This window comes from uncultured Parabacteroides sp. (assembly GCF_947855115.1).
Taxonomy (GTDB): Bacteria; Bacteroidota; Bacteroidia; order Bacteroidales; family Tannerellaceae; genus Parabacteroides.
The window spans coordinates 13934-30868 of the sequence record NZ_CANTZW010000019.1 but is presented as its reverse complement, the minus strand read 5'-3'; the positions used below and the strand labels follow the sequence as shown (position 1 = coordinate 30868).

The window sequence follows — 16935 nt, the reverse complement described above, 5'->3', positions numbered from 1 at the left end:
GTAGAGACGGGGCGTGCCCCGTCTCTACAACTGGATTCGGATATACGGACTAGGGGAATTAGGTTCAAATCTTATAATTATTGAAATAATTTGTGATATGAAGATAAACGTGATAGGTGTCCCTTTGAATCTGGGATGTGATCGGGAGGGCGTGGAGCGTGCCCCGAATCACCTCCGGGAACGGGGATTGATGGAGAGGATACGGAAAAACGGGCATAAGGCCTTCGACCTGGGTAATTTATATGTGCCGCCGGTTAGCGAGACGGATAAATTTGCGCGGGGTAACAGCATGAAATACTTGGATGCGATCGTGGAGGTGAATACGAATCTGGCGGAACTGGTTTATGATACGTTGAGGGGAGGGGCTTTCCCTTTGGTTATCGGTGGGGATCATTCGCTGGGTTTGGGCAGTGCCTCGGGCGTGGGGAAGTGTTATGATGATTTTGGTATCATATGGTTGGATGCGCATGGAGATATCAATACCAGCGAGACTTCTCCCAGCGGTAATATTCATGGGATGCCTTTGAGCGCCTTGATGGGAATGGGCAGTGAGGAACTGGTGAATATCTATGCCCCGGGGAATAAGGTGAGCCCGCGGAATGTGTTCTTGGTCGGGACTCGCAGCTTGGATGAGGGTGAGCTGGAACTGATCGAGCGGGAGAATTTGAGTGTTTATACGATGGAGACGATCCATCTGAAAGGGATCGGTTTTGTAGCCGAGGATATCAAACGGAAACTAAGGGAGCGGAAGATACGTAACGTGCATTTCAGCATCGATGTGGATAGTATCGATCCTCGTTTCGCCCCGGGTACGGGAACCCGTGTGTGCGAGGGGCTGATGCCGGATGAATTCAATGATTTCGTGGATCATATACTGTCTACGAACCTGATTAAATCAATGGATCTGGTAGAATTGAACCCGGAACTGGACGTGAACGAGCAGACCGCGAACCTCTGTCTGGAGATTATCGATTATATTACGGCTCGTCTATGATATAAAGGTTGGGGGGGGAGGTAGAGGAAAGTATTTCATTTTCAACTGGAATCGGTCTGTTGAAAATGAAATACCTTGAATCAGACGGCAGAATCCTTGGAACAGGACCGCTAGAAGGGATATCCGATGGCGAAATGGTAGCCCATGCCGTCTTTAAATTTCGGGATATTGTAATACCCTTTCTTTCCGGTATCGTAGGGAAGGTGCAAGCCGATGCCTACGTCGAAACGGATTACGATGAAGGTAAGGTCATAACGCAACCCAAAACCGGTGCCCAAGGCTAGATCCTTGAAGAAACTGCCCCATTTAAGTTGCCCGCCGGGACGGTCCGGGTCGTTTCGGATCAGCCAGATATTGCCGCTATCGAGGAATGCCGCCCCGTGAAGGTCGCCCAAGATCGGGAAGCGGTATTCGAGATTCGCCTCGAATTTAAGGTCGCCCGTACGATCGATATAAGCGTATTTATTGTTGTCGCTGTTTTGATAATAGCGACCGGGACCGATACTGCGGATCGTGAAAGCACGGATACTATTCGCCCCGCCGATATAGAATTGCTCGTTATAGGGGGAGGTCCGGGCGTTACCGTAACTGTAAATAGCTCCGGCCATCAGTCGGCCTACGAGATGCTGTTTATGCCCAAGGGCGTAGTTATAGCGTATCTCGGCGGTTCCCTTGATGAACTGGGCGAAGGGGTTGCCGAGTAATTCTTTGTCTTCTTTATTGAATTTCTTCCCGGCTAACGCATAAATCCCGTTCAAGACAAGACCCGCTTGCGTGACGGATGCCTGCCACCAAAGATGGTTCCGGCGGCTGGTGATCGGGGAGTCATCATAGGTATAAGTATAGTTCATGGCAGGGATGAACTGATCTTGCAAACTCTTCTTCAAGGCCTTGTTCACGTCTGTAATGCTATCGAACTCATGCGTGGTATGTTGAAGCAGGTTGAACGTCAGCTTGAATGGGGTAATGGAATGATGAGACGTGGCAGAGGGCTGGAACTCGTACGAGGCATCGCCCCCGAATGCCAGCAACTTGAAGAAACGGGCCCGGTTCATCTGGTCCGCGTAGAGACGGAAAGCGGTACTGGCCGGGAAATTCATATCCCGTTTGCTGAACGCGGGAAACAATACCCGCGGGAAAGTCAACGTGGTAGTCAGCCCCAGCTCATAACTGTTGATCTTGGAGCTGCTGCCATCCAACTTGTTTCCGGTTTGCCATTCGTAGGAACCGCGAAGTTTTACGCCGAAGGTCTCGCCCCCTCCGAAGACATTCCGTTTGGTCACGCTGAAAATGGCACCCGGGCCTACTTGATCGTTGCTCTTGGCGGTAACGTTCAGCTCTAGCTCACCGTCTAAAGGGAGATCGTAAACCGTATTGATCCGTAAATCCAGCGTGTCTTGGCGGCGCATGGTATCCCGGGGGGAATATTGTAACTCCGCGTAGCGGAAAATACCCAAGCGGGCCAGGGCGGTTTGCGTCCGTTCCTGTGCCTGTTGGTTGTAAAGCTCTCCCGGCTTGAAATATAAACGGTTGTAAATGACCGATGGACGTACCCTTAACTTTCCTTCATAATAGATCGTAAGGTCTTTATAACGGATCGAGTCTGTAGGAGGCTCGTTCTGATAACCGTTCAGCCAGACGGATATATCTCCTAGTTTCCAAGGCCGGAGGGCCGAGGGAGGCAGACTCTCCTTCGGGGTCACCCGCAGGGTCACTTTTCCCGGGTTCAGCAAGGTATCCGCTTGGTAGGTGATAAAATCGGGACGGAAATAGTAATATCCGTTGTTACGGAGCAAGGACGAGATGCGTTCTCGCTCGGCTTGCAATTGTACTACATTGAAATTCTCTCCTTTATGAAGGATACGCTCACCGATGGTGGCATCGATCAATGAGTCGGCACGGTGGCGGATATGGATATACTGGATACTGTCCAGCGTATACGGATCGTTCATGGTGACACTGTATTCCAGCTTCGCTTTCCGGGGATTCTTGGGATCGGGAATGACCTCGAAGGAGGTCTCTCCGTTGAAATAACCGTATTCGTTCAACAAGTTCCGGGCCACCTTGATACGGACATCCGGATTTACGGTAGTGATAAGTACCGGCTTCGCGGCCAGTTTATTGAAAATCCATTTGCCGATCTTCCCTTTCTTGTTCACGAAAGCGTTGTATACCCATAATCCGAAAGGGAAGGGTACTCGGATCGAGGAACTTCCCAACAAAGCGTTGTTAGGAGGATAAGCTAAGGCGGCCTCAACCTCTTCCAAGGTCGTTTCACCGGCTTTGGTCTTATCCTCGTTTCTCACCTCTATTTTCTTGATGCCGGTATACAAGACTGCTCCCTCGGGAAGATTCTTCGTGGTGGAGCAAGAGAAGAGAAGAAGTACGAATAGGAGATATGTTAAGATGTTTTTCATTCCTTTTCCTTTTCATCATTTATGGGTTTCACTTTCGTTTTCTTGAAGTTGAACAACTCCCTGAGGTGCATCATCTTCTTGCGGAGCACGATACCGGCCCCGGTCTCCGTGATCTCGCCTTCCAGCAGGCTTTCGTAATTCTTGTCGTGGAAGAGCTTGACGTAGCGAGATCCGCTGCTGTCTAGCCGGTACTCTACGGATACGTTGTCGATGAAGGGTTGCGCTTGTCCGTTGTTGATGTTCTCGCCGGTAGAGATACGGCCTCCCAGAACCACGCGGATGCGGTCGTTATAGAATCGCTTGGCGAAGCGGAACGAGTAGTCGGTACGGCTGCCACCGCCCTCTTCGCCGTTATCGTCATACGTCTCCATGCCGAAACTGATGTCCACGGACTTTAAGGCGCTTCCGGCAATGTTGTTGATCTCGCTTTGCAAGAAACTGGTCAAGGCATCCCCCATATTCACGTTCACCTTGCCACTTCCTCCTCCTCCGAGGTACATGCCGGTCACGAGCATGCTGACTGCCAGTTTCGCCCGTTCCTCAGGACCTTTCGAGGTTAATTCCTCCTGCATCGCCATGTCTTCTGGGGCGGTGAGAGTGAATTGCAGCCCGAGGTTTTCCAGCCGCTGGGTCAATTCGATACCCACGTCGAAGTTCACCAAACGGGGAGATGATTGCCCGGTCGGTGTGACAGACGTGCGGACACGTTCGGTAGCCGTTAAGCTCAGGGTCGGGTCCATAGGGTCGCCTGTCCATTGTACATAACTACCCTCTTGTACATTGAACTCCTTCAGCGGAATGACCGGAATGGAGTATTTGATGGTTCCTCCGGATAGCGTGTAGCGTCCGTTCAAGAACATATCGCCTTGCGGGGTATACTGGAAAGAAAGATCGCCGCCACCCTCTAGGTTGATGTGGTTAGACTGGTCGGAACTCAGGTCTACGTTCGCTTGTACGGCGGGATCGATGCGGATAGTCATCAACATGTCCATGCCGCCCATCGGCAACGGAGGCTTACGGGGCATCCTGCGGCGCAAGGTATCGGTGAAGGAGGTGAAGGTTACCATGTCCGACATCCGGTCTTGCACGGTCAGCGGAGAGTCTTTCAGTACATAGGTGATATTCGTACCACCCAGTAGTTGCAAGTCACCCCGCATAGTCAAGGCATCCAACGGCCCGTGCACGGTAGAATTCAGGTTGACGAACAATTTCCCGTATACAAGGCTTTCCTCGTTTTTCTTGACATTCAGCAGTTGTAAGTTATTCGCCGTTAGTTTAAGATCTGCCGTCATGCGGGATAAGTCGTTGAAGTCCACTTCCCCGTTGATGATAAACGGATTCTCGTTGTATGCGTAAATACCATACCGGTCGAACACGATCCGGTTATCCTTTATCTTGATCTTCTTATCGTCAAAACGGAAGGTGGAACCTGCCGCGGCCACATAGACAGAGGCGGTATCAAGTATCAGGTACCCCTCGGCCATAGGCTTGTCGCTCTGCCCGCTGATAGCGAGCGTACCATCGAGGTCTCCTCCCATCTTCGCCATATCATCCGGGATAAACGGGTTGGCGATATCCAGGGGGAAGTGCATGAACTCTACGGTACCGCTGATATGGTCGGTCTCGCCCATCTGATATAAGGCAGTGATGGCGCTCACTTCCTCCCTGTCTCGGAAAAGGTGCATATCCACTTGGTGGTTTCCTTGCTCTAAAGGCAGGTAAATGGCGTTGAACATGAGTTCGCCCACTCGCTCATTCTCGTAATACAGGTCATCGATATTCATGTCGGCCACGACCATGAAAGCGGAATCGGAAGGCGTGTACTGGAAATCGGCGTTCAAGATTCCTTCCATCGGCGGGATATAGCTGAACGCGCTGGAGATAACCCCTAGGTCGATCTGGCTCAACTCGGCGTGGATTTCCTCCATCTCCTCACTCTCCGCTTTGGAGTGAACCCACAGGGTAGCGTTATTCTCTCCGCTGAGCCGTAGGTTTGCCGCGATATCCTTCATGCCGCGTACCGTGACGTAGTTATCCGGATTCAGTTTAAAGGGACGGAACGCTATGATCGGGTCGTCGGGGAAAAGGCGGAACTTAATCCCGTTCTGTATCTTATCGGCCCGGATCCCGAGCAATAAGCCGGTCTCGCCTTTGCCATTCTTAAAATAAAAGCGGGCATCGCCGGAGCCATAACGTATTTGCCCGTCCAGCCCCGCGCTGAAAGGTTGTTGTTGCCTGTATTTATTCTTGATCACTTGAGCGCTGTAGACCAGCCCGAGCGGGTCTTGGCGCACCTCGGCCCGGATGGTATCGATCTGCGTCGTATCCCTCGCCAAGTCGTAGATGGAAGCATCCATGCGTATACCCGTTTCCGGCGAGGTATAGGCATTCATGGCGATACTCTTGAAATCCACGTAATAGGCTTGTAGATAGTTATAGATCGGATTATCTTGCCCCGCCCGTACCTCAAGGCACATATCGGGGAGGAGCGGGCGCAACATTTCCAAGTCGACCGTCGAGTCTCGTTCCAGTTGGAGAGTGATATCATTGGATACCTTAGCCAACTTATCCGTGATATGGTGTATGCAATCGTTGCCCGTGAGGATGATCCCTAAATCCCCGGCATGGAAAGATATCCGGGTAGTATCGATATCCGTCCGGGCACGTAAGGTAAGCGTCTTCGGCTTGAAACTTTTTTTCGGGGTGACGATCTCCCAGTTGCCCAACGTAACATCGAGCGCGTTATCTTCGTCCAGGTTGCTTTCTGCCTCGGCGAAAAGCTGGAAAGACGTGGAAAAGGGATCGGCCATTAGATGCATACCGTATAAATCCGCGTTCTCTACGTCCGCTATCAACATGGCCTTAACCTCATGCTTATGGAGGGTAGCGTTTAAAGTGACATCCATTTTCGCCAACGGGTATTCGCTGAGCAGGTCTGCTTTCAGTAAATTCTTTTCCAGAGAACCATCGATGGATACATCCGACACGGATGAGGTGCCGTAGCGTATATCCGATATTTTACCATTCAGCTTAGCCCATGTATGTTCGGAAAAAAGATCTGTTCCCTGACCTTCCGCTTTAACGGAGGCTGTCAGCCAATATAGGGAGTCTTTGGGCATGAAATGGGTAGGTTCCAGGCTGTCTATCCGCAAATTGGCTTCGTAGGCAAGCTGTGCCGGATTATAGCGGGCGGTCAGATCCACTTTGCCTTTGTCTTGGGTGAGAACAAGCTCCGTACGATATTCTTGATTCACGATCGTAGCCTCTCCTTTCAATTGGATTCCGGCCGGAATGGAGAATTGATCTCTTTGAGAGGCGGGAAGCATCGCCAGCAAAAAATCCAGGTTACCGGATTGAGCCTTTAACTGAACCTCGCCGGTACGCCGGATACTATCTGTCACGGATTCCAAGCCGCCCGTGATGTCTACCTGGAACGCACCCGGCAGCGTGATATCTCCTTGCGTGATACGTATGGCGGAGAGATTCCCTTCCACTCCGGTCGTGATAGCGAGAGGCTTATCCGGATAGGCCTTCTTGAAATCTTCCGGAAGGGAACCTGCCGCTATCCATAGATCTTCTTTCCCCAACGATGCGTTTAACAAGGCTTTCATGTTTCCTTGCGGATGATCCTCGAAGGAGCTCCAAGGGATGGTAGCGGCCAATTTCATCTCGGAATTCGGGGTCTGGAGAAGCAAGCCCGGTATGTCTATCTGTTTATGGTCGCTCCGGATATTTCCCGTCAGTGCGGTAACTTTGAGGCCGGAACGTTCTTCTACGGAGAACTCCTTGATACGGGCATTTATTTCTTTGCCTTGGTATAGGATGGAATCGATGGAGGTGTTCAGGCCCGTCAGATTGATATGGGAGAAATCAAGCCCTTTTCCGGCGGCCGCGTAATTTCCGTCATAAGCGAATGTGGAATTCGCTATGTCGAAGTTTCTCGCTTGATATCGCTCAGCTCCAAGGTCTACGATACCGTTATTTAGCCCGGCTTTATTTACGAAAGCCGTAAGCCGCAAGGAGTCTGAGGGTATCTGGAGGGCAAAAGCCACACGGTCCAGGCTAATCTTATCCAGTTTAAGTACCCAGTTCAAGGGAGTGGAAGTCGTGTCTTCTTTCGAGGTTGAATCTTTTAATATAAGGGTAATGGCGGTATCGGATAGATCTACGGTATTAAGCGTCGCTTTTTCCTCGGACAGGTTTATACGGTCGGCGTGCAGGTAAAGTTTCCCTAAGAATCCTTTAATTTCCAGACCTTCAATCAGGGTTCCTGTGTTGACTTTCACGTCGCGGAGATCGATCGCTTCTACCAATATCTGCTTCCGCAAAAGAGGAAGGGCACGAACCCGTACCGTCAAGCTCTGTAAACTCAATAAAGTATCGGCGGGAGGATTCATTACCTCGACACCTTTGACCGTAAGGTCTAGCGGGAAAGACAGCCTGATTTGCTCGATCCCGATACGCATGCCGGTCGCTTTTCCGGCATACTCGGTCGCTTTCCGTACCGCGAAGTTTTGGAAAGGTGGTATATATAGCAATATAGAGAGTAACAATACCAATGCGATCGGTATTAGGCATATCGCTCCTATCCGTTTAATCCATACTCTCATGTTGATCTGTTTCTCTTTTTCTTATTTGTTTATTTGCCTGTTTTTATGACGATTGCCCCGTTAGCGCCTCTCACTCCGTATTCACCGGCGTCTTTTAATACCCTTAATTCCGAGACATCTTCCACGGGCATCGTGTTTAGAACAGATAAGTCCATCGGTATACCGTCTACTACCACTAGCGGGTCGCTCGGGCTGTTTAAGGAGGCACTCGCTCGGATGCGCACGGAACCATCGGCAAATGTTATGCCGCTCATCCTTCGCAGCAGGCAATAGAGATCCCTGCATCCTGTTTTCTGTATCTCTTCTTTATGCATAACGCTTGAACTTATCATTTTGTTTCGTTCCCTTTCCATAATTTCTCTCAAGGTCTCGCTTGGCTCGAAACTACGCTCTGCGTTGAAAGTACTGTTCTCTAGAGTGATGGTTATATAATTGTATCCGTTGACGGGGACCTTGACCGTATTTTTCGTTTTCTTGATGGTGACGAACAGGGTATCGTTCAAATTAGCCCCCGGGATAGTGAATACACCCTGCCTGTTCGTTTTCACGGTGATAGGCTTCAGGCTCCCTAGCGTGACCGGATAGCGCTTGATCTTCTTATTGCTGATGTCGCGCAACACGCCTACCAGCGTGTCATTCTGTGCCGAAAGGAGTTGGCTACAGGCTATCAGTGAGAGAATTGTAAGAATATGGATCATTCGCATGGCTCTATCATTTTGGGTTGTCGGTCAAAGATAACATAATATTTCTTAATATCTGGTTCCCAAAGGTAATTTTATCAAGGGAAAGTGATCGGAATAACCTGTGAAATAAGAAAAAAATAGAGTGATAAAAGGAGGATAAAGATTATGGGATGTTCATAAATTCGTTGGGGTTACCGGAGACTGTGGCATCGGTTGGGCTTTGGAGAAATTGTGTTTTCGTGTTTTTACGATTTTAAGGATAAAAGAGTTTAAACATATTTTTTATGGATTAATTCGGAATTCTTTTTGATTTTCAAAGTCATTAAAAAAGGGGTATATCCGTGTATTCGTATGTATATCCGGCTCTATAAAAAATCAATACTTTGAAGATTTGAGATTTTATTTACATTTGCGGGAAAAATAATGTCGCAGTGTATGAAAAACAATATGTGCCTCTTTTTTCTGCTCTTCATTACCGGTCTAATCTCATGTAACCCTTACTCAGATCTGTATGAACATGCGGAAGAGATAATGCCGCAACATCCTGATAGTGTCTTAACGTTGCTATCTGCGATCGATGTGGACGATCTTTCAGAAAAGGACCGTGCGATGTACTATTTGCTTTTGACGGAAGCGCAAAACAAGACTTATGTCAAGCCTGCCTCAGACTCATTGATTACGATAGCTGTCGAATATTTTGATAAAACGGAAGACTGGGAAAGGAAAGCGAAGGCTTGGTATTATAGAGGCCGGATAAACCAAGATTTAGGCGATGCGCTTCATGCGCAGGATTATTATTTAAAAGCGTTGCGGGATGAGGATAAGATAACTGACTATGCCCTGTTAGGGCGTTTGTGCAATAGTATCGGTATGCTCTATACGGATCAACAGGTTTACGAGAAATCTTTGTCTTTCCAGAAAAAGGCGTTAGGGTATTTTGGCGCTTTACGTGATACGGTAGGGCAATCTTTTGTCTTAAGAGGATTGGGAAGAGTCTTTTCAGTGATACAGGAAAAGGATAGTGCCGTTTTTTATTACGAGAAAGCGCTGGCATTGGGTAGCGAGGCCACTAGACGCTCTCTATATAATGAGCTGGGCGGTATTTATTTAGATTTGGGTTTATATTCGAAAGCTTTCGACTATATCCGGATCGCTTTGACCCATCCCGCGAGCCAGGAGCAATTATATCCGATTTATTTGACATTGGGGGAACTCTATTTAAAAACATCTCGTTTAGATTCCGCGGAATATTATTTGAAAAAGGGATTGGCCAGCACAAGGCTTTCTACCCGAGCTGGAGCCTATTATCATTTGTCCCGTTTGTCAAAGGCCCGGGAGCGATGGGAAGAGTATGCGTTAAGGCAAACTAAATACGAGGAATTGCGTGATTCCTTGATGTTGGTAAGGCAGACGGAATCTTTTAGAAGAGAACAAGACTTATTCAATTACCATCAGGTAGAGTCTAAGCTCCTTCAAGCTACGATCGCGTTTAATAGAGCGGAGATCAACTTCTTGATAGTAAGTATTATCGCGATAATACTTGTTGTGGTCTTAGGCTTGTTCGCGGTTCTCGTTTATATGAAGTTCAAAAAGAAGAAAAGGAGTATACAGGAACAACGCAAGAGGTTGGCCGAATTGTTGAGGAGGCAATATGAGGATAAGATTCATATAGAGAAGAATGAAGCGCTCATCGCAGATCTGGAAAAGAAATTGCATGCCTCTTCTGTCGCTTATGATGAAAAAGAGAAAGAGCTTATGGCTTTGAGGAAGCAACGGCTGGAAATAGAAAATCAGAATTTATTGTTCGCGAAGACTGAAAATAAACTTTTAGTGGACCGTTTTGTGGTTTCTAACGTGTATTATCGTTTTCATTTAAAGGAAGAATGGAGGCCGAAAAATAGTGATTGGGCCGAGTTGTTCGAGGCGTTAGACAAGACCTACAATAATTTTACCCATAGATTGATGGGGCTTGTGCCGAAATTGACCCCGATTGAGCTGAAGGTAAGTTGCCTGGTGAAGTCAAATGTGCCTCCCGCTACAATCGCGATGCTGATAGTGACAACTCCCACGAATGTGTCGATGATACGTAAACGGCTTTATGAGAAAATATATACGACAGATAAAGGCTCTTCTGAGAAATTCGATAAGTTTATTCGGGATTTTTAGGAGTGTGCATAATTTGTGCAATAAAACAATACCGGTTAGTGGGGAATGAGTGATATGTTTGCTTCACATTTTATAAACATCTTTTTATAAACATCCGATTATGAAAGTTAAGAGACTTACTTTAATCGCATTATTATTTGCGACCTTTTTGATTCATCCTTTGTTTGGCGACACGATCCCTATCGAGGGGCGTTGGGATGACGAGTATTATCGTTCTGCCGATACGAATCGTCCACCGGTAGCTTCCATCGAGGGAGATATCCTTACCTTGGACTTTGAAGACGCTCTATCGAACCTGACTGTATGTGTCGTGAATGATAAAGGCGTGAAAGTATACGAGGATATCGTATCTGCAGAGGCGGGCGGTACGTATTCGCTCTCTTTAGCTGGAGAAGCGAGCGGCCGGTATCAGGTTGTGTTATTACATCAATTAGGATACTTGACCGGAGACTTTACCTTGGAATAGGAATTTAAGAGGTTTTTTTATTCCGATCGGGTTTGGGTGTTAAAATTAATATGGATTTTCCGCTTGTCTAAGATAAGAAATGACAGGGCAATACTATTATATATGCCGTTTATTCTGTATTTTTGCCAGAAAAATTAGCAGACATGGCGGAAAGCAAAGTTGGACACCTATTGGATAGCATTCAGATACCGGCAGACCTGAGACATTTGTCACAGGATAAGTTGGAGCAAGTATGCGCCGATTTGCGTCAATATATTATTGATGTTTTGTCTGAGAATCCCGGTCACCTGGGGGCGAGCCTTGGTACGGTGGAGCTGACAGTCGCCCTTCATTACGTATTCAATACTCCCTATGATCGTATCGTTTGGGATGTCGGGCATCAAGCTTACGGACATAAGATACTTACAGGAAGGAAGGATATATTCCATACGCTCCGTAAATTCAAGGGAATCAGTGGTTTCCCAAACCCGTCGGAAAGTGAGTACGATGCTTTTATCGCCGGGCACGCCTCAAACTCAATCTCGGCGGCGATGGGTATGTCGGTAGCGTCGGCCTTGAGGAAGGAAGCAGATCGCCATGTGATCGCCGTGATCGGGGATGGCGCTATGACCGGCGGGCTTGCTTTCGAGGGCTTGAACAATGCCTCTGCCAATCCTAATAATCTATTGATCATCTTGAATGATAACGATATGGCGATAGACCATAGCGTGGGAGGCCTTAGCCAGTATCTAGTGGATATAACGACCAGCCAAGCCTATAATAAGATGAGATACGATGTGTATCGAGGCTTGAAGAAAATTAAGCTGATCAATAACGACAGGCGGGAGAATATCTTGCGTTTTAATAATAGTCTAAAGGCATTACTTACCCAGCAACATAATTTATTCGAAGGTTTCAGCATCCGCTATTTCGGTCCGGTGGATGGACATGACGTAAATTATCTGGTGAAAGTATTGAATGATATAAAAGATATGCAAGGTCCGAAATTGTTGCATATCAAGACGAAAAAAGGAAAAGGCTTTAAGCCTGCCGAAGAATCGGCGACGGAATGGCATGCGCCCGGAAAGTTCAATAAGGAAACCGGGCAGCGTATTATCGTCCGGAAATTGGATGAGCCTCAATTGTATCAAGATGTATTCGGGCATACATTGGTAGAGCTTGCCGAGAAGGACGAGCGTATCGTGGGAATAACCCCGGCTATGCCGACGGGCTGCTCCATGACGTATATGATGAAAGCCTTTCCGGAGCGAGCCTTCGACGTGGGAATAGCCGAGGGACACTCCGTTACATTCTCCGCGGGCTTGGCGAAAGAGGGTATGATTCCTTTCTGTAATGTATACTCCTCGTTTATGCAGCGTGCGTACGATATGATTATCCATGATGTAGCTTTGCAAAAGTTGCATATGGTAATCTGTTTGGATCGTGCGGGATTGGTGGGTGAGGATGGAGCCACGCATCATGGCGTGTTTGATTTGGCTTATCTCCGCCCGATACCGAATTTGGTGATCGCTTCTCCGTTGAATGAGTTGGATTTAAGGAACCTGATGTATACGGGTTATGCCGCTTTTGACGGCCCGTTCGTAATTCGTTATCCTAGGGGCAAGGGAGAGATGAAGGATTGGCGTAACGAGATGCGGGTATTACCTGTCGGAAAAGGGAAGAAGTTGCGTGACGGGGATGATATCGCCGTGCTTTCCATCGGACCGATCGGCAACGAGGTGATCAAAGCCATTGAGATGGTGAAAGACGAGGGCCTGTCGGTAGCCCATTACGATATGATTTACCTGAAACCGATAGACGAGGATCTGTTGCACGAGATCGGAAAGAAATATAACCATATCATTACGGTAGAAAACGGGGTGATAAAAGGAGGTTTGGGTAGCGCTGTCCTTGAGTTTATGGCAGATAATGGCTACACGCCTCACGTAAAGCGCATCGGAGTGCCGGATACGTTTATCGAACATGGTTCTATACCGGAGCTATACCGGTTATGTGGTATGGACGCCGAGAGTATAGCGAAACAGTTGAGAATAGAGAATTGATTATTGCCGATTAATAGAATATGAAAATTGTCATAGCCGGTGCGGGAGAGGTAGGTACACATTTAGCGAAAATGTTATCTCAAGAGAATCAAGATATTATTTTGATGGATCCGAATGAGGAACGGCTGAATTTCTCTAAGTCCAGTATGGAGATTCTCCCCATGGTCGGGAATCCGACCTCGCTCAGGGATTTGGAGGAGGCGGGGATCAAGAAAGCGGATTTGTTTGTAAGTGTCACTCCCGAGGAGACTACCAATGTGACGGCTTGTATGCTAGCCCATAATCTGGGGGCGCATCGTACATTGGCCCGGATCAATAATTACGAATATTTATTACCTAAGAATAAAGAGCTGTTCGAGAAGCTGGGTATCAGCTCGATGATTTACCCGGAGATGTTGGCGGCAAAGGAAATCGTGACGGCGGTGCGCCGCCCGTGGACCCGTCAATATTGGGAATTGTTCGGTGGGGCCTTGATCTTGATAGGCGTTAAAGTCCGGGATAACTCTCGCTTGGTGAACCGGGTATTAGCCGAGTTGCTGAATGAGCAGAAGCTATATCATATCGTTGCTATTAAGCGAAAGAACGAGACGATAATACCTCGCGGTACAGACCGGATAGAGTCCGGCGATATCGTATTCTTTACGACCACCCGGTCTCATATAGAAGATGTACGCTTGCTGGCCGGGAAGAAAGACCCGGAAGTTAAGAAAGTCATAATCTTGGGCGGGAGCCGTATCGCTATCCGTGCCTGCCAATATTTACCTAATAATATCCGGGTAAAGGTGATTGAGGTTAATAAAGAGAAAAGTCACCGGATAGCGGAGGTCGTACCCGGCAATGTCTTGATTATAAATGGAGACGGGCGTGATACCGATTTGTTGATGCAAGAGGGGATCAAAGATGCCCAAGCCTTTATAGCCTTAACGGAGAACTCCAGCACGAATATCTTGGCTTGCCTGGCCGCTAAGCGTCTGGGGGTGTTTAAGACAATTGCCAAGATCGAGAATATTGATTATATCCAATTGGCTGAAAGTATGGATATAGGTTCGGTTATCAACAAAAAACTGATAGCGGCCAGCCATATTTATCAGTTCCTGTTGGATGCGGATGTCTCTAATGTGAAATGCTTGACTTTCGCGAATGCGGATGTGGCAGAGCTGGTCGCCCGTCCGGATTCGAGGATTACCAAAAAGCAAGTCAAGGATCTCCGCTTGCCGAAAGATATGACTCTCGGAGGTTTGATCCGCGACGGTGAGCCGATGATGATCAAAGGAGATACTCAGATACAGGCATACGATCACGTGGTCGTATTCTGTTTGGATACCGCGATGCGTAAACTGGAGGACTACTTTAACTAGTGGAATTATGTTGAACGTACGTTTTATAGTGAAGATGCTAGGGATGATGTTCATCCTGGAGACTTTTTTTATGCTGGCCGCTACCGCTGTCGCCTTCCTTTATCGGGGAAATGATGTATATCCGCTTCTTATTTCCAGTGGTATCTTATTCGGGACGGGATTCTTGTTCTATTCTCTGGGCTTTAGGGCAAACGAACATTCGGCCGGACGGCGGGAAGGAATGTTGATCGTGACGTTGACATGGATTTTATTTTCCTTATTCGGGATGTTGCCATTTTACATAGGCGGGTATATAAATAATGTAACCGATGCTTTTTTCGAGACTATGTCCGGGTTCACGACTACTGGCTCCACTATTTTGAGAGATATAGAAGCGTTGCCTAAGGGGATCTTGTTTTGGAGGAGTCTTACGCAGTGGCAGGGAGGCATCGGTATGGTGGTGTTTACGGTGGCGTTGATGCCTATTTTCGGGGGTGGCGCCTCACAGATGTTCGACGCAGAGACTCCCAGTATAACCCATGAGCGTTTTCGTCCTCGTATTACACAAGTGGCTAAACGCCTTTGGGGGGTATATGTTTTCTTGACGTTATTTTTGGTGGGGCTTCTTTGGGCGGGCCCTATGGATTTATATGACGCCGTCAATCACGCTCTTACCGCTATATCTACGGGCGGGTATTCTACGAAAAATGCCAGTATCGCTTACTGGAACTCTTCTTACGTGGAGTATATAATAACCTTGTTTATGTTTATTGGGGCTACCAATATGACCTTGATTTATTTCTGTTTTAACGGAAATGTGAAGAAGTTGCTTAAAGACGAGGAGTTTCGCTGGTTTTTCTTTTTCGTTTTAGGGACGATTATCGTGGTCATGTTGTGGATTCTCTATCTCGGATTCGCTTCTGATGTGGAGAATGCGTTCCGTAAGTCGGCGTTTCAAGTGGTAACATTGGTCTCTACCTGTGGCTTCGCTACAGACGACTATATTCCTTGGGGGCCGTTTTTCTGGTTTATCTCGTTGGTCTTGATGTTTATTTGTGGTTGCGCCGGATCTACTTGCGGTGGTTTGAAGATGGGGCGCTTTATTATATTGACGAAGAATCTTTCCAATGAGTTCAAGAAGCAGACACACCCTCATGCGGTAATTCCGGTGCGGATGAACGGACATGTCGTGTCGGGCGATATCGTGCATCGTGTGTTGGCTTTTGTGTTCGCTTATATTACGTTGATCGTGGTAAGTTGTTTGGCCTTGTCTTTGGATGGCATGGGATTCTCGGAGGCGATAGGAGCCGCTGTCTCTGCGATAAGTAACGTAGGGCCGGGTCTGGGGACACTGGGGCCGGTAAGTAATTTTGCGGATGTCCCTACGGTATCGAAGTGGTTCCTCTCTTTCTTGATGTTAACGGGACGGTTGGAGATATTTACGGTATTGACAATACTAGTCCCCGGTTTTTGGAAACAATGACAGGTAAGCTTGTGGGTTACCCGGGAAAGGGATGGTGGTTCCTGAATGGTACCTATTTGATTTTTCTTATAAGATGATATACGCTTTTGGTTAATTTTGCGTTATAATAGGTACGAAATATAAAAAAGATATATAGATGATAGAATATATAAAGGGTGAAATCGTGGAACTTACACCTACACGGATGGTTTTGGAGTGTAGTGGTATAGGCTACGAGCTGAATATATCCTTGAATACATATAGTGCGTTTGGAAGCAAGACTACCGGAAAGATATATATATATGAGGTAATCAGGGAAGACGCTCATTTATTATTTGGTTTCGCCGAGAAAATAGAAAGAGAGTTGTTCCTATTGCTTACTTCCGTCTCCGGGGTAGGGCCGAATACCGCGCGCATGATCCTTTCTTCTCTACCTCCAACCGAATTAATACAAGTGATCGGCTCGAAGAATGAAGCCGCTTTGACCGCCGTGAAAGGTATTGGATTGAAAACGGCTCAACGTATTTTGGTAGATTTGAGGAACAAGGTAAAGCCGATGGAAGGTATGGCCGGCAACTTACCGGAAGCATCAGTCTCCAGTGGGGCGGTAGCGGAGGAGGCTGTAGCTGCGTTGGTTATGCTGGGCTTCCAGAAAGCTGCCTCGCAAAAGGCTGTGGCTGCGATTTTGAAAGGCTCGCCCGCTTTAGCCGTGGAACAAGTAATTAAAACTGCGCTTAGAATGCTTTGATAATTGACAA

Annotated in this window: 10 protein-coding genes; 7 read left to right on the top strand and 3 right to left on the bottom strand. The window is 47.6% G+C overall.

Going from position 1 to position 16935, the window contains the following annotated elements:
* Nucleotides 1–97 precede the first annotated feature (97 nt).
* On the top strand, nt 98–994 hold the full coding sequence (gene rocF, locus Q0110_RS12130; RefSeq protein ID WP_297906495.1) for an arginase: 897 nt from the start codon (nt 98–100) through the stop codon (nt 992–994).
* A 110-nt stretch (nt 995–1104) separates the two neighbouring features.
* Here the strand turns inward: rocF and Q0110_RS12125 are convergent, their stop codons facing one another.
* From Q0110_RS12125 to Q0110_RS12115, 3 genes are read right to left on the bottom strand one after another with little or no spacing between them, the layout of a single operon-like run.
* Nucleotides 1105–3411 carry a BamA/TamA family outer membrane protein gene (locus Q0110_RS12125; RefSeq protein WP_297906492.1) on the bottom strand — a complete coding sequence of 769 codons (2307 nt, stop codon included), beginning with the start codon at nt 3409–3411 and terminating at the stop codon, nt 1105–1107.
* Nucleotides 3408–8021, bottom strand: a complete 4614-nt coding sequence (locus Q0110_RS12120; RefSeq protein ID WP_297906489.1) for a translocation/assembly module TamB domain-containing protein — start codon at nt 8019–8021, stop codon at nt 3408–3410. The genes Q0110_RS12125 and Q0110_RS12120 overlap by 4 nt, the downstream gene beginning before the upstream one ends.
* A gap of 29 nt (nt 8022–8050) precedes the next feature.
* On the bottom strand, nt 8051–8725 hold the full coding sequence (locus tag Q0110_RS12115; RefSeq protein WP_297906486.1) for a TonB-dependent receptor plug domain-containing protein: 675 nt from the start codon (nt 8723–8725) through the stop codon (nt 8051–8053).
* A 414-nt stretch (nt 8726–9139) separates the two neighbouring features.
* Here Q0110_RS12115 and Q0110_RS12110 point away from each other — a divergent pair, with 414 nt between their 5' ends.
* The 6 genes from Q0110_RS12110 to ruvA all read left to right on the top strand — a co-directional run bounded on the left by Q0110_RS12110 (nt 9140) and on the right by ruvA (nt 16925).
* Nucleotides 9140–10870 (top strand): hypothetical protein, encoded by a 1731-nt coding sequence (locus Q0110_RS12110; RefSeq protein ID WP_297906483.1) that lies wholly within the window; start codon nt 9140–9142, stop codon nt 10868–10870.
* Between the two features lie 100 nt (nt 10871–10970).
* Nucleotides 10971–11336, top strand: a complete 366-nt coding sequence (locus Q0110_RS12105; protein ID WP_297906480.1) for a DUF3244 domain-containing protein — start codon at nt 10971–10973, stop codon at nt 11334–11336.
* A 143-nt stretch (nt 11337–11479) separates the two neighbouring features.
* Complete coding sequence (gene dxs / locus Q0110_RS12100) at nt 11480–13378, top strand: 1-deoxy-D-xylulose-5-phosphate synthase (RefSeq protein ID WP_297906478.1); 1899 nt, start codon at nt 11480–11482, stop codon at nt 13376–13378.
* Between the two features lie 20 nt (nt 13379–13398).
* Nucleotides 13399–14736 (top strand): Trk system potassium transporter TrkA, encoded by a 1338-nt coding sequence (gene trkA / locus Q0110_RS12095; protein WP_297906476.1) that lies wholly within the window; start codon nt 13399–13401, stop codon nt 14734–14736.
* Nucleotides 14737–14743: 7 nt separating this feature from the next.
* A complete protein-coding gene (locus Q0110_RS12090; RefSeq protein ID WP_297906474.1) occupies nt 14744–16198 on the top strand; it encodes a TrkH family potassium uptake protein in 1455 nt (484 codons plus the stop codon).
* 136 nt (nt 16199–16334) lie between these two features.
* Nucleotides 16335–16925: a Holliday junction branch migration protein RuvA gene (gene ruvA / locus Q0110_RS12085; protein WP_297906472.1), complete on the top strand. Its 591-nt coding sequence runs from the start codon at nt 16335–16337 to the stop codon at nt 16923–16925.
* The last annotated feature ends 10 nt before the right edge of the window (nt 16926–16935 follow it).